Origin of the sequence: Streptomyces sp. NPDC047974 (assembly GCF_040653375.1) — a bacterium.
Classification (GTDB): domain Bacteria; phylum Actinomycetota; class Actinomycetes; order Streptomycetales; family Streptomycetaceae; genus Streptomyces.
The window spans coordinates 233,107-251,406 of sequence record NZ_JBEZNU010000002.1; the positions used below are offsets into that span (position 1 = coordinate 233,107).

Consider the following 18,300-nt stretch of genomic DNA (forward strand, 5'->3'; position numbering starts at 1 on the left):
CCGTACCCCTCCCTCCACCCGCCTTCCGCGAAAGAAGACCGCCATGACGTCCGGCACCCACCCCGAGGTCGCCGCCCTCCTCGCCCGCGCCCACCGCCTCGGCGCCGACCCGACCGTCACCAACTACGCGGGCGGCAACGCCTCCGCGAAGGGAACCGCCACCGACCCGGTCACCGGCGGGGACGTGGAGCTGATGTGGGTGAAGGGCTCCGGGGGCGACCTCGGCACCCTCACCGAGGACGGACTCGCCGTCCTCCGGCTCGACCGGCTGCGCGCCCTCGCCTCCGTCTACCCGGGGGTCGAGCGCGAGGACGAGATGGTCGGCGCCTTCGACCACTGCCTGTACGGGAAGGGCGGCGCCGCCCCCTCCATCGACACCGCGATGCACGGCCTGGTCGACGCGCCGCACGTCGACCACCTGCACCCCGACGCGGGCATCGCGCTGGCCTGCGCCGCCGACGGCGAGAAGCTGACGGCGGAGTGCTTCGGCCCCACCGTGGCCTGGGTGCCGTGGCGGCGGCCCGGCTTCCGGCTCGGCCTCGACATCGCCGCCGTGCGGGACGCCCACCCGGAGGCGATCGGCTGCGTCCTCGGCGGACACGGCATCACCGCCTGGGGCGCCACCTCCGAGGAGTGCGAACGCAACGCGCTGCACATCGTCCGCACCGCCGAGGCCTTCCTCGCCGAGCGGGGCCGCCCCGAGCCCTTCGGCCCGGTCGTCGACGGGTACGAGCCGCTGCCGGAGCGGCTGCGGCGGGAACGGGCCGCCGCGCTCGCCCCGTACGTCCGCGCCCTCGCCTCCCGGGACCGGCCGCAGGTCGGCCACTTCACCGACTCCGCCCCCGTCCTCGACTTCGTGTCCCGCTCCGGACACCCGCGCCTGGCCGCCCTGGGCACCTCCTGCCCCGACCACTTCCTGCGCACCAAGGTGCGGCCGCTCGTCCTCGACCTGCCGCCCGCCGCACCCCTCGACGAGACGGTGGCCAGGCTGCGGGAGCTGCACGCCGCCTACCGCGAGGAGTACGCGGCCTACTACCGCCGACACGCGCTGCCGGACTCGCCGCCGATGCGCGGCGCCGACCCGGCGATCGTGCTCGTGCCCGGCGTCGGGATGTTCTCCTTCGGCAAGGACAAGCAGACGGCCCGCGTGGCGGGCGAGTTCTACGTGAACGCGATCAACGTGATGCGCGGCGCCGAAGCGGTGTCGGCGTACGCCCCGATCGAGGAGGCGGAGAAGTTCCGCATCGAGTACTGGGAGTTGGAGGAGGCGAAGCTGCGACGGATGCCGAGGCCGAAGCCCCTGGCGACCCGGGTGGCGCTGGTGACCGGCGCGGGCAGCGGCATCGGGCGGGCGATCGCCGCGCGGCTCGCGGCCGAGGGCGCGTGCGTGGTCGTGGCGGACGTGAACGCCGGGACCGCGGCGGAGGTCGCGGCCGAACTGGGCGGGCCCGACCGGGCGGTGGCCGTGCCGGTGGACGTGACGGACGAGGCCGCGATCGAAGCCGCCTTCCGGGAGGCGCTGTTGGCGTTCGGCGGGGTCGACCTGGTGGTCAACAACGCCGGGATCTCGATCTCCCGGCCGCTCCTGGAGACCACGGCGGAGGACTGGGACCTCCAGCACGCCATCATGGCCCGGGGCTCCTTCCTGGTCTCCCGCGAGGCGGCCAGGGTGATGACCGCCCAGGGGCTGGGCGGCGACATCGTGTACATCGCGTCGAAGAACGCGGTCTTCGCCGGCCCGAACAACATCGCCTACTCGGCGACCAAGGCCGACCAGGCCCATCAGGTCCGGCTGCTCGCCGCCGAGCTGGGCGAGCACGGGATCCGGGTGAACGGCGTGAACCCGGACGGGGTGGTGCGCGGTTCGGGGATCTTCGCCGGGGGCTGGGGGGCCCGGCGGGCGGCGACGTACGGCATCGAGGAGGAGAAGCTCGGCGAGTTCTACGCCCAGCGGACGCTGCTGAAGCGGGAGGTGCTGCCGGAGCACGTGGCGAACGCCGTCTTCGCGCTCACCGGCGGGGACCTCACCCACACGACCGGTCTGCACGTGCCCGTCGACGCGGGCGTCGCCGCGGCCTTCCTGCGATGAGCGGGCGCACCGGCACGTTCGCGGCGGCCGACCTCGGGGCCACCAGCGGGCGGGTCATGGTCGGCCGGGTCGGTCCCGGCGTCCTGGAACTGACCGAGGCGCACCGTTTCCCCAATGTGCCGGTCCGGCTGCCGGACGGGCTGCGCTGGGACGCGCTCGGCCTGTTCCAGGGGATCCTGGACGGGCTGCGGACGGCGGCCCGTTCGGGGCCGGTGGACTCCGTCGGGGTGGACACGTGGGCGGTCGACCACGGGCTGCTCGACGCCGACGGGGCGCTGCTCGGCGCCCCGTTCCACTACCGGGACGCGCGGACGGACGGGGTCGCGGAAGGCGTGTGGGAGCGGGTCGGGGGTGCGGCGGAGCTGTACCGGACGACCGGACTCCAGCACCTGCCGTTCCACACGGTCTTCCAGCTGGCCGCTGCCGCCGGATCCGCGCAACTCGCCTCCGCACGGACGTTGTTGCTCATGCCGGATCTGTTCACGTACTGGCTCACGGGGTCGGTCGGGGCGGAGGAGACGAACGCCTCGACGACCGGGCTGTTCGACGTCGGAACCGGCGCGTGGTCGGCGGAGCTGCTCGGGCGGCTCGGCATCGATCCGGGGCTGCTGCCGGCGCTGCGGGCGCCCGGCGATCCGGCGGGGACGCTGCTGCCGTACGTGACGGAGTACACCGGGCTTCCGGCGGGGACACCGGTGACGGCGGTCGCCTCGCACGACACGGCGTCGGCGGTCGTGGCGGTGCCGGCCACCGAGTCCGGGGCCGGGGCGGAAGCCGGGGCCGTCGCGTTCGTCTCGTGCGGCACCTGGTCGCTCGCCGGGCTCGAACTGCCGGGGCCGGTGCTGACCGAGGAGGCGCGGGCGGCGAACTTCACCAACGAGCGGGGCGTCGACGGCACCGTGCGGTTCCTGCGGAACGTGATGGGGCTGTGGCTGTGGGAGGAGTGCCGCAGGACCTGGGAGGGGCGGGGACACGTGGTGGAGCTGCCGGTGCTGCTCGAACGGGCCGCACGGGAGCGGCCGTTCCGGTCCCTGGTCGATCCGGACGCGCCGGAGTTCCTGGCGCCCGGGGACATGCCGGAGCGGATCGCGGCGTACTGCCGGCGCACCGGGCAGCCGGTGCCCCGGTCCCCTGCGGCGGTGCTGCGGTGCGTCCTGGAGTCGCTGGCCGTGGCGCACCGACGCACGCTGCGGGAGGCCGCCGAGCTGTCGGGGCGGGAGCTCCGCGGGCTCCATCTGGTGGGCGGCGGCGCGCGGAACCCGCTGCTGTGCCAGTGGACGGCGGACGCGTCGGGGCTGCCGGTGACGGCGGGCCCGGTGGAGGCCACGGCGCTGGGGAACGTGCTGGTGCAGGCGCGGGCCGCGGGCCTCGTCGGGGACCTGGCCTCCGTGCGTCGCCTGGTCGCCGGGACCCAGCCCCTGCGACACTACGAGCCGCAGGGCGACGGTTCCGCCTGGGACCGGGCCGCCGCCCGCTTCGAACCGTCCCCGAGGAACTGCTGATGCGTGTCGCCCTCTTCGTCACCTGCGTCAACGACGCCGTCTTCCCGTCGACGGGGGTGGCCACGGTCCGGCTGCTCGAACGGCTGGGCGTCGACGTGGACTTCCCGGCGGCGCAGACCTGCTGCGGGCAGCCGCAGTTCAACACCGGCTACCGGCGGGAGACCGAGCCGCTGGTGCGGCGCACGGTCGGCGCCTTCGAGGGGTACGACCACGTCGTCGTCCCGTCGGGCTCGTGCGCGGCGATGGTCCGCCACCACTACCCGGCGTTCGGTCCGGAGGCGGCGGCGCTCGGGCCGCGCACGTACGAGCTGACGGAGTTCCTCGTCGACGTGCTGGGCGTGACCGACGTCGGCGCGTGGTTCCCGCACAGGGTCACGTACCACCCGTCCTGTCACGGCCTGCGGATGCTGGGCCTGGGCGACCGGCCGCGCCGGCTCCTGGAGGCGGTGAAGGGCCTGGAGCTGGTGGAGCTCCCGGGGGCGGAGGAGTGCTGCGGCTTCGGCGGCACCTTCGCGGTGAAGAACCCGGACGTGTCGGCCGCCATGGGCACGGACAAGATCCGCAACTCCCTGTCCACCGGCGCCGAGGTCCTGTGCGGCGCGGACAACTCGTGTCTGCTGCACGTCGGCGGCATGCTGAGCCGGCAGGGGGCGCCGCAGCGGGCGGTGCACCTGGCGGAGATCCTGGCGAGCACGGAAGAGGAGCCCTGGACGTGAGCGGTACCTTCATCGGCATGCCGGCCTTCCCCGCGGCCGCGCGGTCGGCGGTGCGGGACGAGCGCCTGCGGGCCAATCTGCGGCACGCCACGCACACGATCCGCGACAAGCGGGCGCGGGCGGTCGCGGAGCTGGCCGACTGGGCCGAGCTGCGGGAGGCGGGGAAGCGGATCAAGGACCGGACGCTCCGTCACCTCGACACCCATCTCCTCCAGTTGGAGGAGGCGGTGACGGCGGCGGGCGGGACGGTGCACTGGGCGGCGGACGCGGCCGAGGCGAACCGGATCGTCGCGGACCTCGTGAAGGCGACCGGCGAGACGGAGGTCGTCAAGGTCAAGTCGATGGCCACGCAGGAGATCGGGCTCAACGAGGCCCTGGAGGCGGAGGGGATCCGCGCCTACGAGACCGATCTGGCCGAGCTGATCGTGCAGCTGGGCGAGGACCGTCCCTCGCACATCCTGGTCCCCGCCATCCACCGCAACCGGGGCGAGATCCGCGACATCTTCCGCACGGAGATGGGTCGTTGGGGGCGTCCGGCGCCGGAGGGGCTGTCTGACTCCCCCGCCGAGCTGGCGGAGGCGGCGCGGCTGCACCTGCGGGAGAAGTTCCTGCGGGCCAAGGTCGGGATCTCCGGGGCGAACTTCATGGTCGCCGAGACCGGCACGCTCGTGGTCGTGGAGTCGGAGGGCAACGGCCGGATGTGCCTGACCCTCCCCGAGACGCTGATCTCCGTGGTGGGCGTGGAGAAGGTGGTGCCGCGGTGGCGTGACCTGGAGGTCTTCCTCCAGACGCTCCCCCGCTCCTCGACGGCCGAGCGGATGAACCCGTACACGAGCATGTGGACGGGGACGGCGGACGCCGACGGGCCGCGGACCTTCCATCTGGTACTGCTCGACAACGGCCGCACCGACACCCTCGCCGACGAGGTCGGCCGGCAGGCGCTGCGCTGCATCCGCTGCTCGGCCTGCCTGAACGTGTGCCCGGTGTACGAGCGGGCGGGCGGGCACGCGTACGGCTCCGTCTACCCGGGCCCGATCGGCGCGATCCTCACCCCGCAGCTGCGCGGCACCGCGAGCGAGGTCGACGCCTCCCTGCCGTACGCCTCCTCGCTGTGCGGGGCCTGCTACGAGGTGTGCCCGGTCGCCATCGACATCCCGGAGGTGCTGGTGCACCTGCGGGAGAAGGTCGCCGACCGGGGCGGGAAGGGGCACCGGCTCGAAAAGGCGGCGATGAAGGCCGCCGGGTGGGTCCTCGACCACCCCGGGGTCCTCGCGGCCGGCGAGCGCGTCGCGTCGAGGACGCGCCGACTCCACCCCAGGAAGCTGCCCGGGCCGGGCGCCCGCCAGTGGACGGACCACAGGGACCTGCCCGCGCTGCCCGCCGAACCCTTCCGGGACTGGTGGAGGAAGAACCGCGCGGGAGGACCCGCGGAACCCACGAGCGGGCCCGTGGACGAACCCACGAGCGGGCCCGCGGACGAACCCACAGGAGACCGCCCATGAGCCGGCACTCCCGCGAGCGGATCCTCGCCCGGATCCGGGCCGCCGTCGCGGACGCCCCCGAGCCGCCGGAGGTGCCCCGTACGTACCTCACCCGCCACACGCCGGACGACCCGGACGCGGTGCTCGACCTGCTGCACGAGAACCTCGCCGACTACCGGGCCCACGTCCACCGCACCGACGAGGCCGGGCTGCCCGCGCTGATCGCCCGGCTGCTTCGGGAGCGCGGGGCACGGAGTGTCGTCGTGCCGCCGGGGCTGCCGGCGGAGTGGCCGGCCGCCGCGACGGCGGAGCCCGTACCGGACACCGGGCTGACCCCGGCGGCCCTGGACGCGGTCGACGCCGTGGTGACGGGCTGCGCGCTCGCGGTCGCCGAGACGGGGACGATCGTCCTCGACGGCGGTCCCGGGCAGGGGCGGCGCGCCCTCACCCTCGTACCGGATCTGCACGTGTGCGTGGTCCGCGAGGAGCAGGTCGTCGCCTCCGTGCCGGAGGCGCTGCCCAGGCTCGACCCTCGGCGGCCGCTGACCTGGATCTCGGGGCCGTCGGCGACGAGCGACATCGAGCTGGACCGGGTCGAGGGCGTGCACGGGCCCCGGACCCTGGAGGTCGTCCTGGTCCGGGGCGCGCGGCGCACGACGGGGTGATCAGGCGGACTCGCGGATCACCAGTTCCGTGGGGAGGATGACGGTCGCCGGGTCCTCGCCCGCGATCCGGGCGAGGAGGGTGCGGACCATCTCGGCGCTGATCCGGTCCCAGGGCTGCCGGATGGTGGTCAGCGGCGGCTGGGAGTCGTGCGCGGCCGGGGAGTCGTCGAAGCCGCCGACGGCGATGTCCTCGGGGACCCGCTTGCCGGCGCGGGCGAGGGCGTCGAGGACGCCCTGGGCCATGAGGTCGGAGGCGACGAAGACCGCGTCGGTGTCGGGCGCCCGCTCCAGGAGGGCGCGGGCCCCTTCGGCGCCGCTGGCGCGGCTGTAGTCGCCGGTGACGATCAGGTCCTCGTCGACGGGGAGTCCGCAGTCGGCGAGGGTCTCGCGGTAGCCGGCGAGCCGTTCGACGCCGCCGGGGGTGTCGAGCGGGCCGGTGACGGTGGCGATGCGGCGGCGCCCGGTGGCGTACAGGTGGCGGACCATCTCGCGGGCGCCGTCGCGGTCGTCGGCGGCGACGTACCCGACGCGGGTGGTCTGGCCGAGCGGTTTGCCGCAGGCGACGACGGGGACGCCGGCCTCGTGGAGCCGGGCCACGACGGGGTCGCCGGAGTGGCTGGAGACGAGGAGGACGCCGTCGACGTGGCCGGCCTCGATGTAGCGGAGGTTGCGGCGGCGTTCGTCCTCGGTGCCCGCGATCATCAGGATCAGGGGGATGTCGCGGTCGGCGAGGGCCTGGGTGCAGGCGCGCAGGAGGACGTTGAAGTTGGGGTCCTCGAAGAAGCGCTCCTGCGGCTCGGTGAGGAGGAAGGCGACGGAGTCGGACTTGCCGGTGATCAGCGAGCGGGCGTGCCGGTTGACGACGTACCCCGTTCTGCGGATCGCGGCGTCGACGGCCGCCTTGGCCGCGGGGCTGACGTAGTGGCCGCCGTTGAGGACGCGGGAGACGGTGCCGCGCGAGACTCCGGCCTCGCGGGCCACGTCGTGGATGGTCGCGGGACGGCGCCTGCTCGCTGCTGTGCTCATGCTGTGTGTTTCCCCTCGATCCCCTGTGCTCAGGACTTTACGGCGCCGGACAGCAGGTCGAGGCTCCAGAACCGCTGGATGACGAGGAAGAGGGCGATCAGGGGGACGACGGCGAGCAGCGCGCCGGTGATGACGAGGGTGTAGAGGGCGGGCTGGCTGGCACCCTGCTTGAGGAGGGTGAAGAGGCCGACGGTCATGGGGAACTTCTCGTCGTCGCCGAGCATGATGAACGGCAGCAGGAAGTTGTTCCAGATGGCGACGAACTGGAAGAGGAAGATCGTCACCAGGCCGGGGGCGAGCATCGGTACGGCGATCCGGCTGAAGATCCGCCATTCGCCGGCGCCGTCGACGCGGCCGGCCTCGACGAGCTCCATCGGGATGGCGGCCTCGGCGTAGATGCGGCCGAGGTAGACGCCGTACGGGGAGAGGATCAGCGGCAGCAGCACGGAGACGTAGCTGTCGGTGAGGTCGGCCTCGGCCATCAGCAGGTACTGCGGGATGGCGAGGATGACCGGGGGCATGAGGACGCCGGTGAGCATGACGTTGAAGAAGAGCTCGCGGCCGCGGAAGCGGTAGACGGCGAGGGCGTAGCCGGCGAAGGCGGAGACGACGGTCGACAGGAGGGCGCCGAGGCCCGCGTAGAGGACGGAGTTGCCCATCCACTTCCAGTAGATGCCGTCGCGGTAGGAGGTGAGTTCGCCGAGGTTGTCGGCGAAGCCGCTGCCGGGGAGGAAGGTGAAGGTGGAGAAGAGTTCGTCGTCCGCCTTGGTGGCGGCGACGACGACCCAGGCGACGGGAAGCAGGCAGTACAGGGCGCCGAGGACGAGGGCGGCGGTGGGCAGCAGGGCGGTGCGGCGGGGCCGCGGGGGCGCCTGCGGGACGCCGGGGGTGGTGCCGGGCGCGGGGGGCGCCTTGCGGAGCGGCGGGGAGGCGAGCCCGGTCATCGGCTGGCTCCTTGTGTGGTGCGGCGGTTGGAGATCCTGAGGAGGGCGAAGGAGAACGCGAAGGTGACGAGGGCGAGGACGACGGCCGTGGCGGAGGCCGCGTGGATGTTCCCGCCGGTGAACGCGTCGTTGTAGACCTTCATCAGGGGGCTCCAGGTGGAGGGGATGCCGTTGGTGAGCGGCTTGAGCGTCATCGGCTCGTTGAAGACCTGGAGGGTGGCGATGATGGAGAAGAAGAAGGTGAGGACCAGGGAGGGCACCACCATCGGGATCTTGATGCGGAGCGCGATCTGGAGCTCGGAGCAGCCGTCGAGCTTGGCGGCCTCGTACACCTCGGCGGGCAGGGCGCGCAGCGCGGTGTAGATGACGATCATGTTGAAGCCGGTGCCGCCCCAGACGGCGATGTTGGACATCGCGAGGTAGAGCGGGCCGCCGTCCATGAGGTCGGGCTGCGGGAGGCCGGCCTTCTCCAGGAGGTAGTGGAAGGGGCTGACGGCGGGGAGGTAGAGGAAGCCCCAGAGGACGGCGGCGATGACGCCGGGGACGGCGTACGGGAGGAAGATCGCGAGCCGGGCGAAGGAGCGGCCCCGGACGCGCTCGGAGTCCAGCAGGAGCGCGAAGAGGAGGGCGAGGCCGAGCATGACGGGGACGACGATGGCGCCGTAGCCGAGGACGCGCAGGGCGCTCGCGAGGAACTCGGAGTCGGTGAGGGCGGAGGCGTAGTTCTCCAGGCCGGCCCAGACCTCGGACCTGGCGCCCTTGCCCAGCCCGAGGCCCTTGATCTCGACCTTGTGGAAGCTGAGCCAGACCGCGTAGCCGATGGGCAGCGCGAAGAAGAGGGCGAAGAGGACGGCGGCCGGCAGGAGGAAGCCGTACGGGGCCGCCTTGACCCCGTACGACCGGCGCGCGCCCTTGGGGGGCTGCGTCACCGGACTCCTCCCGGGAAGTCTCGGTATCCGGCCCGGGGAGGCACAGGCTTCCCCTGCGAGGCCGCGATACGGCAGATCGTGCTGCGCATCTGTGGTGACCTGGACTTTCGTTCGTTGTCAGTGGGGGTTGCTAGCTTTGGGGACATGACGACCGCGGTAGTGGCCGGGGATGGTGCCGGGGTTGCCCGGTTCACGTTCCGGTTGCGTGTGTCGTCGTCCGCGCGCCGGACCCTGGAGGGTGAGTGGGCGCGGTGCCGGTGGGTGTGGAACGAGTGTGTGGCGATGTCCCGCAGGGTCCACCTGCGGAACAGGGTCGGCGAACACAGGACCACGTGCGGTCCGGCGCAGCTGGACAGGCTGCTGACCGAGGCCCGTCGGTCGATGGCCTGGCTGCGGGAGGGCTCCTCGGTCCCTCAGCAGCAGACGATCAGGGACTTCGGCACGTCCCGGGCCAAGGCGCTCAAGGACATCAAGGCGCGGCTGCCCGCACGGCAGCGGGCCGGCATGCCCCGCATCAAACGCAAGCGTGACGCCCTGCCGTCGTTGAACTACACCCGGCGCGGCTTCCGTCTCAAGGACGGCCGTCTGCACCTGGCCGGCGGCATCGTGCTGACGGTGGTGTGGTCGCGGCCCCTGCCGACGGTGCCGTCGTCGGTACGGGTCTACCGCGACAGCCTGGGCCACTGGTACGCCTCGTTCGTCGTGACCGTCCAGGCCGAACCGCTGCCCGCCACCGGCCGTGCCATCGGAGTCGACTGGGGCGTCCGCGAGACCGCGACCACCACCAGCGACGTGCATGACCTGCCGCACGCGCAGCACGGCCGTACGGTGGCGCAGAGGCTCGCTCGCTACCAGCGGATGATGGCCCGCCGGAAGACCCCGAGGAGGCAACCCGACAGCGCCGGATACCGCCGCGCCCGCAAGGCGGCGGCGAAGGCGCACAAGAAGGCCGCCCGGCAACGGCAGGACACCGCCAGGAAGTGGGCCAAGGCCGTGGTCCGCGACCACGACGTCCTCGCCGTGGAGGACTTCCGGCCCAAGTTCCTGGCGAAGACGACGATGGCCCGCAAAGCGGCCGACGCCGCGATCGCGACCGGCAAGACCGCGCTGGTCGAGATGGCACGTAAGCACGGTCGGACGATCCATCTGATCCATCCCGCGCACACCACCAGGGAGTGCGCGCAGTGCGGAGCGAGAGCCAAGCACGCGCTTCCCCTTTCGACGAGAACCTTCATGTGCGCCGCGTGCGGAGCGGTGTCCCCCAGGGACAAGAACTCCGCACGCGTGATGCTCGCCCGGGCTGGTCTCAACCCGGCCGGTGTCGATCTCATCAGCCCCGCCACCTGCTAGGTGTCGGGCGGAGTGAGCCGGAAATCCCCTCCCCCAAGGGAGGGGAGGTTTCAATTGGCGACCTCGAAGCCCTGCTTGTCGAGGTCGTTCACGGTGGTGTCGCGGACGGTGGTGAGGGCCTTGTCGAAGGCGGCGGCGGTCCTGGCCTTGGCGGCCTTGCCGAACTCGTCCTTGAAGGCGGTGTAGGCGACGTTCACGTTGGGGCCCCAGGCGGCGGGGGCGGTGGTCTTCGCGATCTCGGCGGCCTTCGTGTAGAAGTCGGGCTGGTTGGCGAAGTAGTCGGGGGCCTTGGCGAGGGCGCCGCTGGTCTGGGCGGCGGTGGCGGCCGGGTAGATGCCGCTCTCCTTGACGAGGGCGGCGAGCGCCTCGGGGTCGGTGTTCAGCCAGACGGCGAACTGGGCGGCGGCCTCCTTGTGCGGGGAGTGGCTGGTGACGGCGGTGGAGGAGCCGCCCCAGCTGCCGGTGGCGTTCTCGCCCTCGCTCCACTGCGGGAGGGGGGCCATGGCCCACTTGCCCTTGGTGGCGGGGGCGGCGGTGGTGAGGGTGCCGGGTGCCCAGACGGCGGAGACCCAGGCGATCTGCTCGCCGGTGTCGAGGGCCTTGTTCCAGGCGGGGGTGTACATGGGCTGGTTGTCGATGGCGCCCTCGGCGACCAGGCCGCCCCAGAAGTCGGTGACCTTCTTGGTTGCGGCGTCGTCGATGCCGACCTTCCAGGTGTCGCCCTCGAAGGTCCACCACTGGGCGCCGGCCTGCTGGGAGAGGCCGGCGAAGAGGCCGGCGTCGTTGGCGGAGAAGGTGGTGAGGGACTTCTTGGGGGCCTTCTTCTTCAGCGCGCGGGCGGTCTCGGCGAAGGCGTCCCAGGTGGTGGGGACGGTGAGGCCGTACTGCTTGAAGAGGTCCTCGCGGTAGAAGAACATCAGCGGGCCGGAGTCCTGCGGGAGGGCGTAGACCGCGTCGCCGCCGAGGGTGGTCTGCTGCCAGACGCCGGGGGCGAACTTCTTCTCGGCGCCCTGCACCTCGCCGCCTATGTCGGCGAGGGCGTCGTTGGTGACGAGGGTGGGGAGGGCCTGGTACTCGGCCTGGACCAGGTCCGGCCCCTTGCGGGCCTTGGCGGCGGTGATGATCTTGGTGACGAGGTCGTCGCCGGAGGCCTGCTTCTGCACCGTGACCTGGATGTCGGGGTGCTTGGCGTTCCAGAGGGCGGCGACCTTGTCCATGCCGGGCGCCCAGGCCCAGTAGGTGAGCTTGACGGGGCCGGACGCGGCGCCCGTCCCGTCGCCGGAGTCGGATCCGCAGGCGGTGAGCGCGGTGGCGCCGAGGAGCACGGCGGTGGCGGCGGCGAGGCTGCGGCGCGTGAACTGGGGCATGGGTGGTTCTCCCTGACCGAAAGGGGCCTCTCCTTCGGACGGAGAGGCCGACCATGCATCTGTGAGCGTTCACAGTAGAGAAACGTTCCGGACACTTGTCAATGGTTGTTCCTGTGCGGTTATGTTGCGTTGCCACTTCGAAATCTGATGTGTGTACGTTCACAGCTACGGCGATCGAACACCCCCTTCCGTTTCACAGGTGCTCAGGAGAGACTCATGTCTGCCACGACCCCCAAGGGCCTGACCCGGCTCGCGTTCGGCGGGGACTACAACCCCGAACAATGGCCGGAAAGCGTCTGGCAGGAGGACGTGCGGCTGATGCAGGAGGCCGGCGTCACCATGGTGAGCGTCGGGATCTTCTCCTGGGCGCTCCTGGAGCCCGAGCCCGGCCGGTACGACTTCGGCTGGCTCGACCGGGTCCTCGACCTGCTGCACGCCCACGGCGTCCGCGTCGACCTCGGCACCCCGACGGTCGCCCCGCCCGCCTGGTTCTACCGCGCCCACCCCGAGGCGCTGCCCGTCACCCCGGACGGCGTCCGCCTCACGTACGGCTCGCGCGGGACGATCTGCCACAGCTCCCCCGCCTACCGGGAGGCCGCCGCCCGGATCACCACCGAGCTGGCCCGCCGGTACGCAGGCCACCCGGCGCTCGCGCTCTGGCACGTCCACAACGAGTACGGCGTCCCCGTCAGCGCCTGCTACTGCGACACCTGCGCCGCGCACTTCCGCCGGTGGCTGGACCGCACGTACGGCTCCGTCGAGGCCGTGAACGAGGCATGGGGCACCGCCTTCTGGGGGCAGCGGTACGGCACGTACGAGGAGATCCTGCCGCCCCGCACCACCCCGACCGTCGGCAACCCGGCCCAGCAGCTGGACTACCGGCGCTTCGCCGACGCCACCATCCGCGAGAACTTCCGCGCGGAGCGGGACATCCTCCACGAGCTGTCCCCGGGCGTCCCGGTCACCACCAACTTCATGACCGCGCTCAGCCAGTGCGACTCGATCGACTACTGGGCCTGGGGCCGCGAGGTCGACCTCGTCACCAACGACCACTATCTGATCACCGACGGCCGCCGCACCCACGTCAACCTCGCGATGGCCGCCGACCTCACCCGCTCCGTCGCCGGCGGCGCGCCCTGGCTGCTCCTGGAGCACTCCACCTCGGGCGTGAACTGGCAGCCGCGCAACCCGGCGAAGCGGCCCGGCGAGATGGCCCGCAACTCCCTGGCCCACGTCGCCCGCGGCTCCGAGGGCGCCATGTTCTTCCAGTGGCGGCAGTCCCGGCGCGGCGCCGAGAAGTTCCACTCGGCGATGGTCCCGCACGGCGGCACCGACACCCGGATCTGGCGCGAGGTCGTCGGGCTCGGCGCCGGGCTCGCCGCCCTGGAGGAGGTGCGCGACAGCCGGACCGTCCCGGACGTGGCGATGCTGTGGGACTGGCAGTCCTGGTGGGCACAGAAGCTGGAGTGGCGGCCGAACGAGGCGCACGACGCCCGCGAGCGCGCCGACAGCTTCTACGAGACCCTCTACGACCGGCACCTGACGGTGGACTTCGCGCACCCCGAGGCCGACCTGTCCGCCTACCCGCTGGTCGTCGTCCCCGCGCTGTACCTGATGACGGAGGCGGCCGGGCGGAACCTGCGGGAGTACGTGGAGAACGGCGGCACGCTCGTCGTCTCGTACTTCTCCGGGATCGTCGACGAGCACGACGCCGTCCACCCCGGCGCCTACCCGGGCGCCCTGCGGGACGTCCTCGGACTCACCGTCGACGAGTGGTCGCCGCTCCTCGACCACCAGCGGGTCGGCCTCTCCGGCCCCGGCGGCGCGGCGCTCACCGGCGACGTGTGGACCGAGTTCGTCCGCCCGCGCGGCGCCGAGACCGTGTGGACGTACGCGGACGGCCCCGCCGCCGGCGGACCCGCCGTCACCCGGCACCGGCTCGGGCGAGGCACCGCCTGGTACGTCTCCACCCGCCTCGACGCGGCCTCGCTGGACGCGATCGTGGCGGCGGCCGCGGAGGACGCCGGCATCCCGAGCCGCCCCTCGCTCCCGCGCGACGTCGAGGTCGTCCGCCGCGCCGGCGCCCACGGCCACTACGTCTTCGTCCTCAACCACACGGACGCGGAGGCGAAGGTCCCGCTGGACGGCCCGGGCACGGAACTGCTCGCCGACGGCGCGGTGCACGGCACGCTCACCGTCCCGGCGGGCGGCGTCCGGGTCGTCCGGCTGGACGGCTGACGGTCGGTCCGGACGGAGGGCTCCGGGCCGTCCGGCTCAGGTCGTAGAGCCCGTGGGCCATGGGCCGTGGGCCACGACCCATGGCTGACGCCCGGATCTTGGATCCAAGATCCAAGATCCAAGATCCAAGATCCAAGATCCGGGATCCGGGATCCGGGATCCGGGATCCGGGATCCGGGATCCGGGATCCGGGATCCGGGATCCCGCACCTCACGCCCCGAGCTCCCCCCTCCGCCGCTCGCCCGCCTCCCCGTATTACGCCCCCGCCTCTCTCCCCCCTCCCCCTCCCGGCCCCGTCACGGGGCCGGCCCCCGATCTCCCCGGGGGCGGCACGCACCCGCTGCGCCGCCCCCGGGTGAGCCGTACCACCCCGATCCCGTCCCCGAGGAACAGCGCCACCCCGAGCACCACCACTCCCCCATCCGTCACCGTCGAAGGGACTCGACGATGCGTACCACCAGAGGCCGATTCCGGCTTCGTTCCGCCGCTCTCGCCGCCGCGCTCGGCGCGGGGCTGCTGCTCGCCCCGCTGCCCGCGCAGCAGGCCGTGGCCGCGAGCACGCTCACCAACACCGGCTTCGAGGCCGACGGCGCCGGCACGGCGACGCCGTCCGGCTGGTCGACGTACTCCGCCGCCGGGCAGAACGCCGCCTCCTTCACCGAGGCCGGTGGCCACGGCGGCGGCTACCGCCTCTCGCACTGGTCGTCGTCCGCGTACAAGGTCGAGACGTACCAGTACCTCAGCGGGCTCGCCGACGGCACGTACACGCTGAGCGCCTGGGTGCGTTCGGGCGGCGGTCAGAACGCCGCGTATCTCGCCCTGCGCAACTGCGGGTCCGCCGAGCAGCGCACCGACTTGCCGGTGACCACCAGCTCCTGGATACGGGTCGTGACCTCGGTCAAGGTGGTCGGCGGCGGCTGCACCGTCAGCGTCAACTCCGACGCCAACGCGGGCAACTGGCTCAACGTGGACGACCTCACCTTCACCTCGGGCTCGACCGGGCTCGGCGTGAAGGGCGTGGACCTGTCCGCCCTGGAGAAGAACGAGGACTTCGGCGCCACGTACAAGAACGCCTCGGGGACGGCCGGCGACCCGGTCGCGCTCCTCAAGGGCGCGGGCGCCAACTACGGGCGGCTGAAGGTGTGGGTGAACCCGGCCGACGGCTACAACACCAAGTCCCAGGTCCTCGCCACCGCCAAGCGCATCAAGGCGCAGGGCATGAAGCTGCTGGTGGACTTCCACTACTCGGACATCTGGGCCGACCCGGGCGCCCAGACGAAGCCGGCGGCGTGGGCGGGGCACTCGTACACGCAGCTGAAGACGGACGTGTACAACCACACCTACGACGTCCTCGACGCGCTGAAGGCGCAGGGCACCACGGCCGACATGGTGCAGATCGGCAACGAGATCAACACCGGCATGCTGTGGCCCGAGGGGTCGACGAGCAACTGGACGCAGCTCGCGGGGCTGCTCGACTCGGGCATCTCGGCGGCGAAGGCCGTGTCCTCCTCGACCCAGATCGCGCTGCACCTGGCGAACGGCGGCGACAACGCGCTGTACCGCACGTGGTTCGACAACGCCACGGCGCAGGGCGTGAGTTACGACGTGATCGCACTGTCCTTCTACGGCTACTGGCACGGGGCGCTGTCCTCGCTCCAGGCCAACCTGGACGACATAGCGGCCCGTTACGGCAAGAAGGTGATGGTCGCGGAGACGGCGTACCCGTTCCGGCTGGACAGCAAGGACGCGCACGAGAACATCATCGATCTGTCGTCGGAGCTGATCTCCGGCTACCCGGCGTCCTCGGCGGGGCAGTCGGCCTGGCTGCGTGACGTGATGAACGTCGTGGAGGCCGTGCCGGGCGGCCGCGGTCTCGGCGTCGTCTACTGGGAGCCGGCCTGGACGGCGGTCACCGGCAACGGCTGGGACCCGACGGACCCGTCGTCGGGCAACGCCTGGGAGAACCAGGCCCTGTTCGACTACGACAGCAGGCTGCTTCCGGCGGCGTCCTGGTTCGCCCACCGGTAGGGCCGGCACGCCCTGAAGGGCCGGACTCCTCGTCGGAGTCCGGCCCTTCACCCGTGTGCTACCACTCCGCGAGGGAGCCGTCGTCGCGCCGCCAGGCCGGGTTGCGCCAGCGGTGACCGGTCTCGGCGGCCCGCTCCACGGCCTTCGCGTCGACCTCGATGCCGAGGCCGGGGCCGGTGGGCAGGGCCACGTGTCCGTCCTCGTAGCGGAAGACCGAGGGGTCGACGAGGTAGTCGAGGAGGTCGGAGCCGGTGTTGTAGTGGATGCCGAGGCTCTGCTCCTGGATGAGCAGGTTCGGGGTCGCGAAGCCGACCTGGAGGCAGGAGGCGAGCGCGATGGGGCCGAGCGGGCAGTGCGGGGCGAGGGAGACGTCGTACGCCTCCGCCATCGCGGCGATGCGGCGCGTCTCGGAGATGCCGCCGGCGTGCGAGAGGTCCGGCTGGGCGACGGCGATGCCCTGACCGAGGACCTTCTTGAAGTCCCAGCGGGAGTAGAGGCGTTCGCCGGTGGCGATCGGGATGGAGGTGGAGCGGACGATCTCGCCGATGTGGTCGCTGAGTTCGGGGACGACCGGCTCCTCCACGAAGAAGGGGAGGTACGGCTCCAGGAGCGGCAGGACCCGGCGGGCCATGGGGAGGGTGAGCCGGCCGTGGAAGTCGATGGCGATGTCGAACGCGTCGCCGACGGCCTCGCGGAGGGAGGCGACCCGGTCGACGATGGCCTGGGTGGCGGCCGGGGTGTCGATGAGCCGCAGCTGCGCGGAGGCGTTCATCTTGATGGCGGTGAAGCCCTCGGCCTTGCGGGCCAGGGCCTCGCTCGCGACCTCGTCGGGGCGGTCCCCGCCGATCCAGCTGTAGACGCGGACGCGGTCGCGGACGTGGCCGCCGAGGAGTTCCCAGACGGGGACGCCGAGGGCCTTGCCCTTGATGTCCCACAGGGCCTGGTCGATGCCGGCGACGGCGCTGGAGAGGATCGGGCCGCCCCGGTAGAAGCCGCCCTTGGTGAGGACCTGCCAGTGGTCCTCGATGCGCATCGGGTCCTGCCCGACGAGGTAGTCGGAGAGTTCGTCGACGGCGGCGGCGACGGTGTGGGCGCGGCCCTCGACGACGGGTTCGCCCCAGCCGGTGATCCCCTCGTCGGTGTCGATCCGCAGGAAGCACCAGCGGGGGGCGACGAGGTAGGTCTTCAGGGAGGTGATCTTCACTTGGAGTCCTTCTTGACGGTCCAGCCGCCGTCGACGACGAGGTTGGTGCCGGTGATGTAGGCGGCGTCGGCCGAGGCGAGGAAGGCGACGGCGGCGGCGACCTCCTCCGGGCGGCCGAGGCGGGCCAGGGCGGTGGCTTCGGCGGAGAGGCGGCGGCCGTCCTCGTCGACGTCGTTCCAGACGTCGGTGAGGATCGGGCCGGGCAGCACGGAGTTGAAGCGCACGTCGGGGCCGTACTCGACGGCGAACTGGCGGATCAGGGCGCACATGCCGCCCTTGGCGGCCGCGTAGGCGGGGTAGCCGGGGAGGCCGAAGGCGGCGTGGACGCTGGAGGTGGCGACGAGGCTGCCGCCCTCGGCGCGCAGGTCGTCGAGGAAGGTGCGGGCGGCGAGGTAGAGCGAGCGGAGGTTGACGGCGAGCTCGCGGTCCCAGGTGTCCACGGGGAGTTCGTGGGCGGCGGCCGGGGTGTGGACGAAGGCGTTGCTGTGGAGGACGGAGACGGGGCCGAAGCGCTCGTGGGTCTCCTCGCGCAGCGCGGTCCAGTCGGTCTCGGAGGAGACGTCGCAGCGGATGTACGCGGCGCGGCCGCCTTCCTCGCGGATGCGGGCGGCGACGGCCTCGCCGGCGGTGGCGGCGATGTCGGCGACGACGACGGCGGCGCCTTCGCGGGCGAGGCGGGCGGCGCTGGCCGCGCCGATCCCGTGGGCGGCGCCGGTGACGACGGCGGTCTGCCCGGAGAAACGGTTCATGGGAGGGGCTTT

At 72.5% G+C, this 18,300-nt stretch carries 14 protein-coding genes; 8 read left to right on the top strand and 6 right to left on the bottom strand.

Translation table 11 applies throughout. From position 1 onward, the window contains the following. Positions 1-43 precede the first annotated feature (43 nt). The 5 genes from AB0E19_RS04245 to AB0E19_RS04265 are packed head-to-tail and all read left to right on the top strand — an operon-like array spanning position 44 to position 6,453. Complete coding sequence (locus AB0E19_RS04245; protein ID WP_362172952.1) at positions 44-2,089, top strand: bifunctional aldolase/short-chain dehydrogenase; 2,046 nt, start codon at positions 44-46, stop codon at positions 2,087-2,089. Further along, entirely contained in the window at positions 2,086-3,591 is a 1,506-nt protein-coding gene (locus AB0E19_RS04250) for a rhamnulokinase family protein (protein WP_362172955.1), read from the top strand. The genes AB0E19_RS04245 and AB0E19_RS04250 overlap by 4 nt, the downstream gene beginning before the upstream one ends. Further along, positions 3,591-4,307 (top strand): (Fe-S)-binding protein, encoded by a 717-nt coding sequence (locus AB0E19_RS04255; RefSeq protein ID WP_362172958.1) that lies wholly within the window; start codon positions 3,591-3,593, stop codon positions 4,305-4,307. Before AB0E19_RS04250 ends, AB0E19_RS04255 begins: the two co-directional genes overlap by 1 nt. Then, entirely contained in the window at positions 4,304-5,809 is a 1,506-nt protein-coding gene (locus AB0E19_RS04260; protein WP_362172961.1) for a LutB/LldF family L-lactate oxidation iron-sulfur protein, read from the top strand. Before AB0E19_RS04255 ends, AB0E19_RS04260 begins: the two co-directional genes overlap by 4 nt. Next, positions 5,806-6,453, top strand: a complete 648-nt coding sequence (locus AB0E19_RS04265; protein WP_362172964.1) for a lactate utilization protein C — start codon at positions 5,806-5,808, stop codon at positions 6,451-6,453. The genes AB0E19_RS04260 and AB0E19_RS04265 overlap by 4 nt, the downstream gene beginning before the upstream one ends. Here the strand turns inward: AB0E19_RS04265 and AB0E19_RS04270 are convergent, their stop codons facing one another. Genes AB0E19_RS04270 through AB0E19_RS04280 form a run of 3 tightly spaced genes read right to left on the bottom strand, consistent with a single transcriptional unit; the run spans position 6,454 to position 9,352 of the window. Continuing rightward, positions 6,454-7,479, bottom strand: a complete 1,026-nt coding sequence (locus tag AB0E19_RS04270; protein WP_362172968.1) for a LacI family DNA-binding transcriptional regulator — start codon at positions 7,477-7,479, stop codon at positions 6,454-6,456. 29 nt (positions 7,480-7,508) lie between these two features. Beyond that, positions 7,509-8,423: a carbohydrate ABC transporter permease gene (locus AB0E19_RS04275; protein WP_362172971.1), complete on the bottom strand. Its 915-nt coding sequence runs from the start codon at positions 8,421-8,423 to the stop codon at positions 7,509-7,511. Further along, positions 8,420-9,352 (bottom strand): sugar ABC transporter permease, encoded by a 933-nt coding sequence (locus AB0E19_RS04280; protein WP_362172974.1) that lies wholly within the window; start codon positions 9,350-9,352, stop codon positions 8,420-8,422. The genes AB0E19_RS04275 and AB0E19_RS04280 overlap by 4 nt, the downstream gene beginning before the upstream one ends. 144 nt (positions 9,353-9,496) lie before the next feature. Between AB0E19_RS04280 and AB0E19_RS04285 the strand changes: the two genes are divergently transcribed. Continuing rightward, on the top strand, positions 9,497-10,702 hold the full coding sequence (locus AB0E19_RS04285) for a transposase (protein WP_362172977.1): 1,206 nt from the start codon (positions 9,497-9,499) through the stop codon (positions 10,700-10,702). Between the two features lie 50 nt (positions 10,703-10,752). Here AB0E19_RS04285 and AB0E19_RS04290 read toward each other — a convergent pair whose 3' ends face one another. Beyond that, positions 10,753-12,069: an extracellular solute-binding protein gene (locus AB0E19_RS04290; protein WP_362172980.1), complete on the bottom strand. Its 1,317-nt coding sequence runs from the start codon at positions 12,067-12,069 to the stop codon at positions 10,753-10,755. Positions 12,070-12,285: 216 nt separating this feature from the next. On the opposite strand from AB0E19_RS04290, the gene AB0E19_RS04295 reads away from it, so the two are divergent. Both AB0E19_RS04295 and AB0E19_RS04300 read left to right on the top strand, forming a co-directional pair. Then, positions 12,286-14,307: a beta-galactosidase gene (locus AB0E19_RS04295; protein WP_362172983.1), complete on the top strand. Its 2,022-nt coding sequence runs from the start codon at positions 12,286-12,288 to the stop codon at positions 14,305-14,307. 447 nt (positions 14,308-14,754) lie between these two features. After that, the gene (locus AB0E19_RS04300; protein ID WP_362172986.1) at positions 14,755-16,335 is read left to right on the top strand and encodes an arabinogalactan endo-1,4-beta-galactosidase; all 1,581 of its coding nucleotides are present in this window, start codon (positions 14,755-14,757) and stop codon (positions 16,333-16,335) included. 58 nt (positions 16,336-16,393) lie between these two features. Here AB0E19_RS04300 and dgoD read toward each other — a convergent pair whose 3' ends face one another. Then, entirely contained in the window at positions 16,394-17,539 is a 1,146-nt protein-coding gene (dgoD, locus tag AB0E19_RS04305) for a galactonate dehydratase (RefSeq protein ID WP_362172989.1), read from the bottom strand. Continuing rightward, the gene (locus tag AB0E19_RS04310) at positions 17,536-18,288 is read right to left on the bottom strand and encodes an SDR family oxidoreductase (protein ID WP_362172992.1); all 753 of its coding nucleotides are present in this window, start codon (positions 18,286-18,288) and stop codon (positions 17,536-17,538) included. Before AB0E19_RS04310 ends, dgoD begins: the two co-directional genes overlap by 4 nt. Positions 18,289-18,300 lie beyond the last annotated feature (12 nt).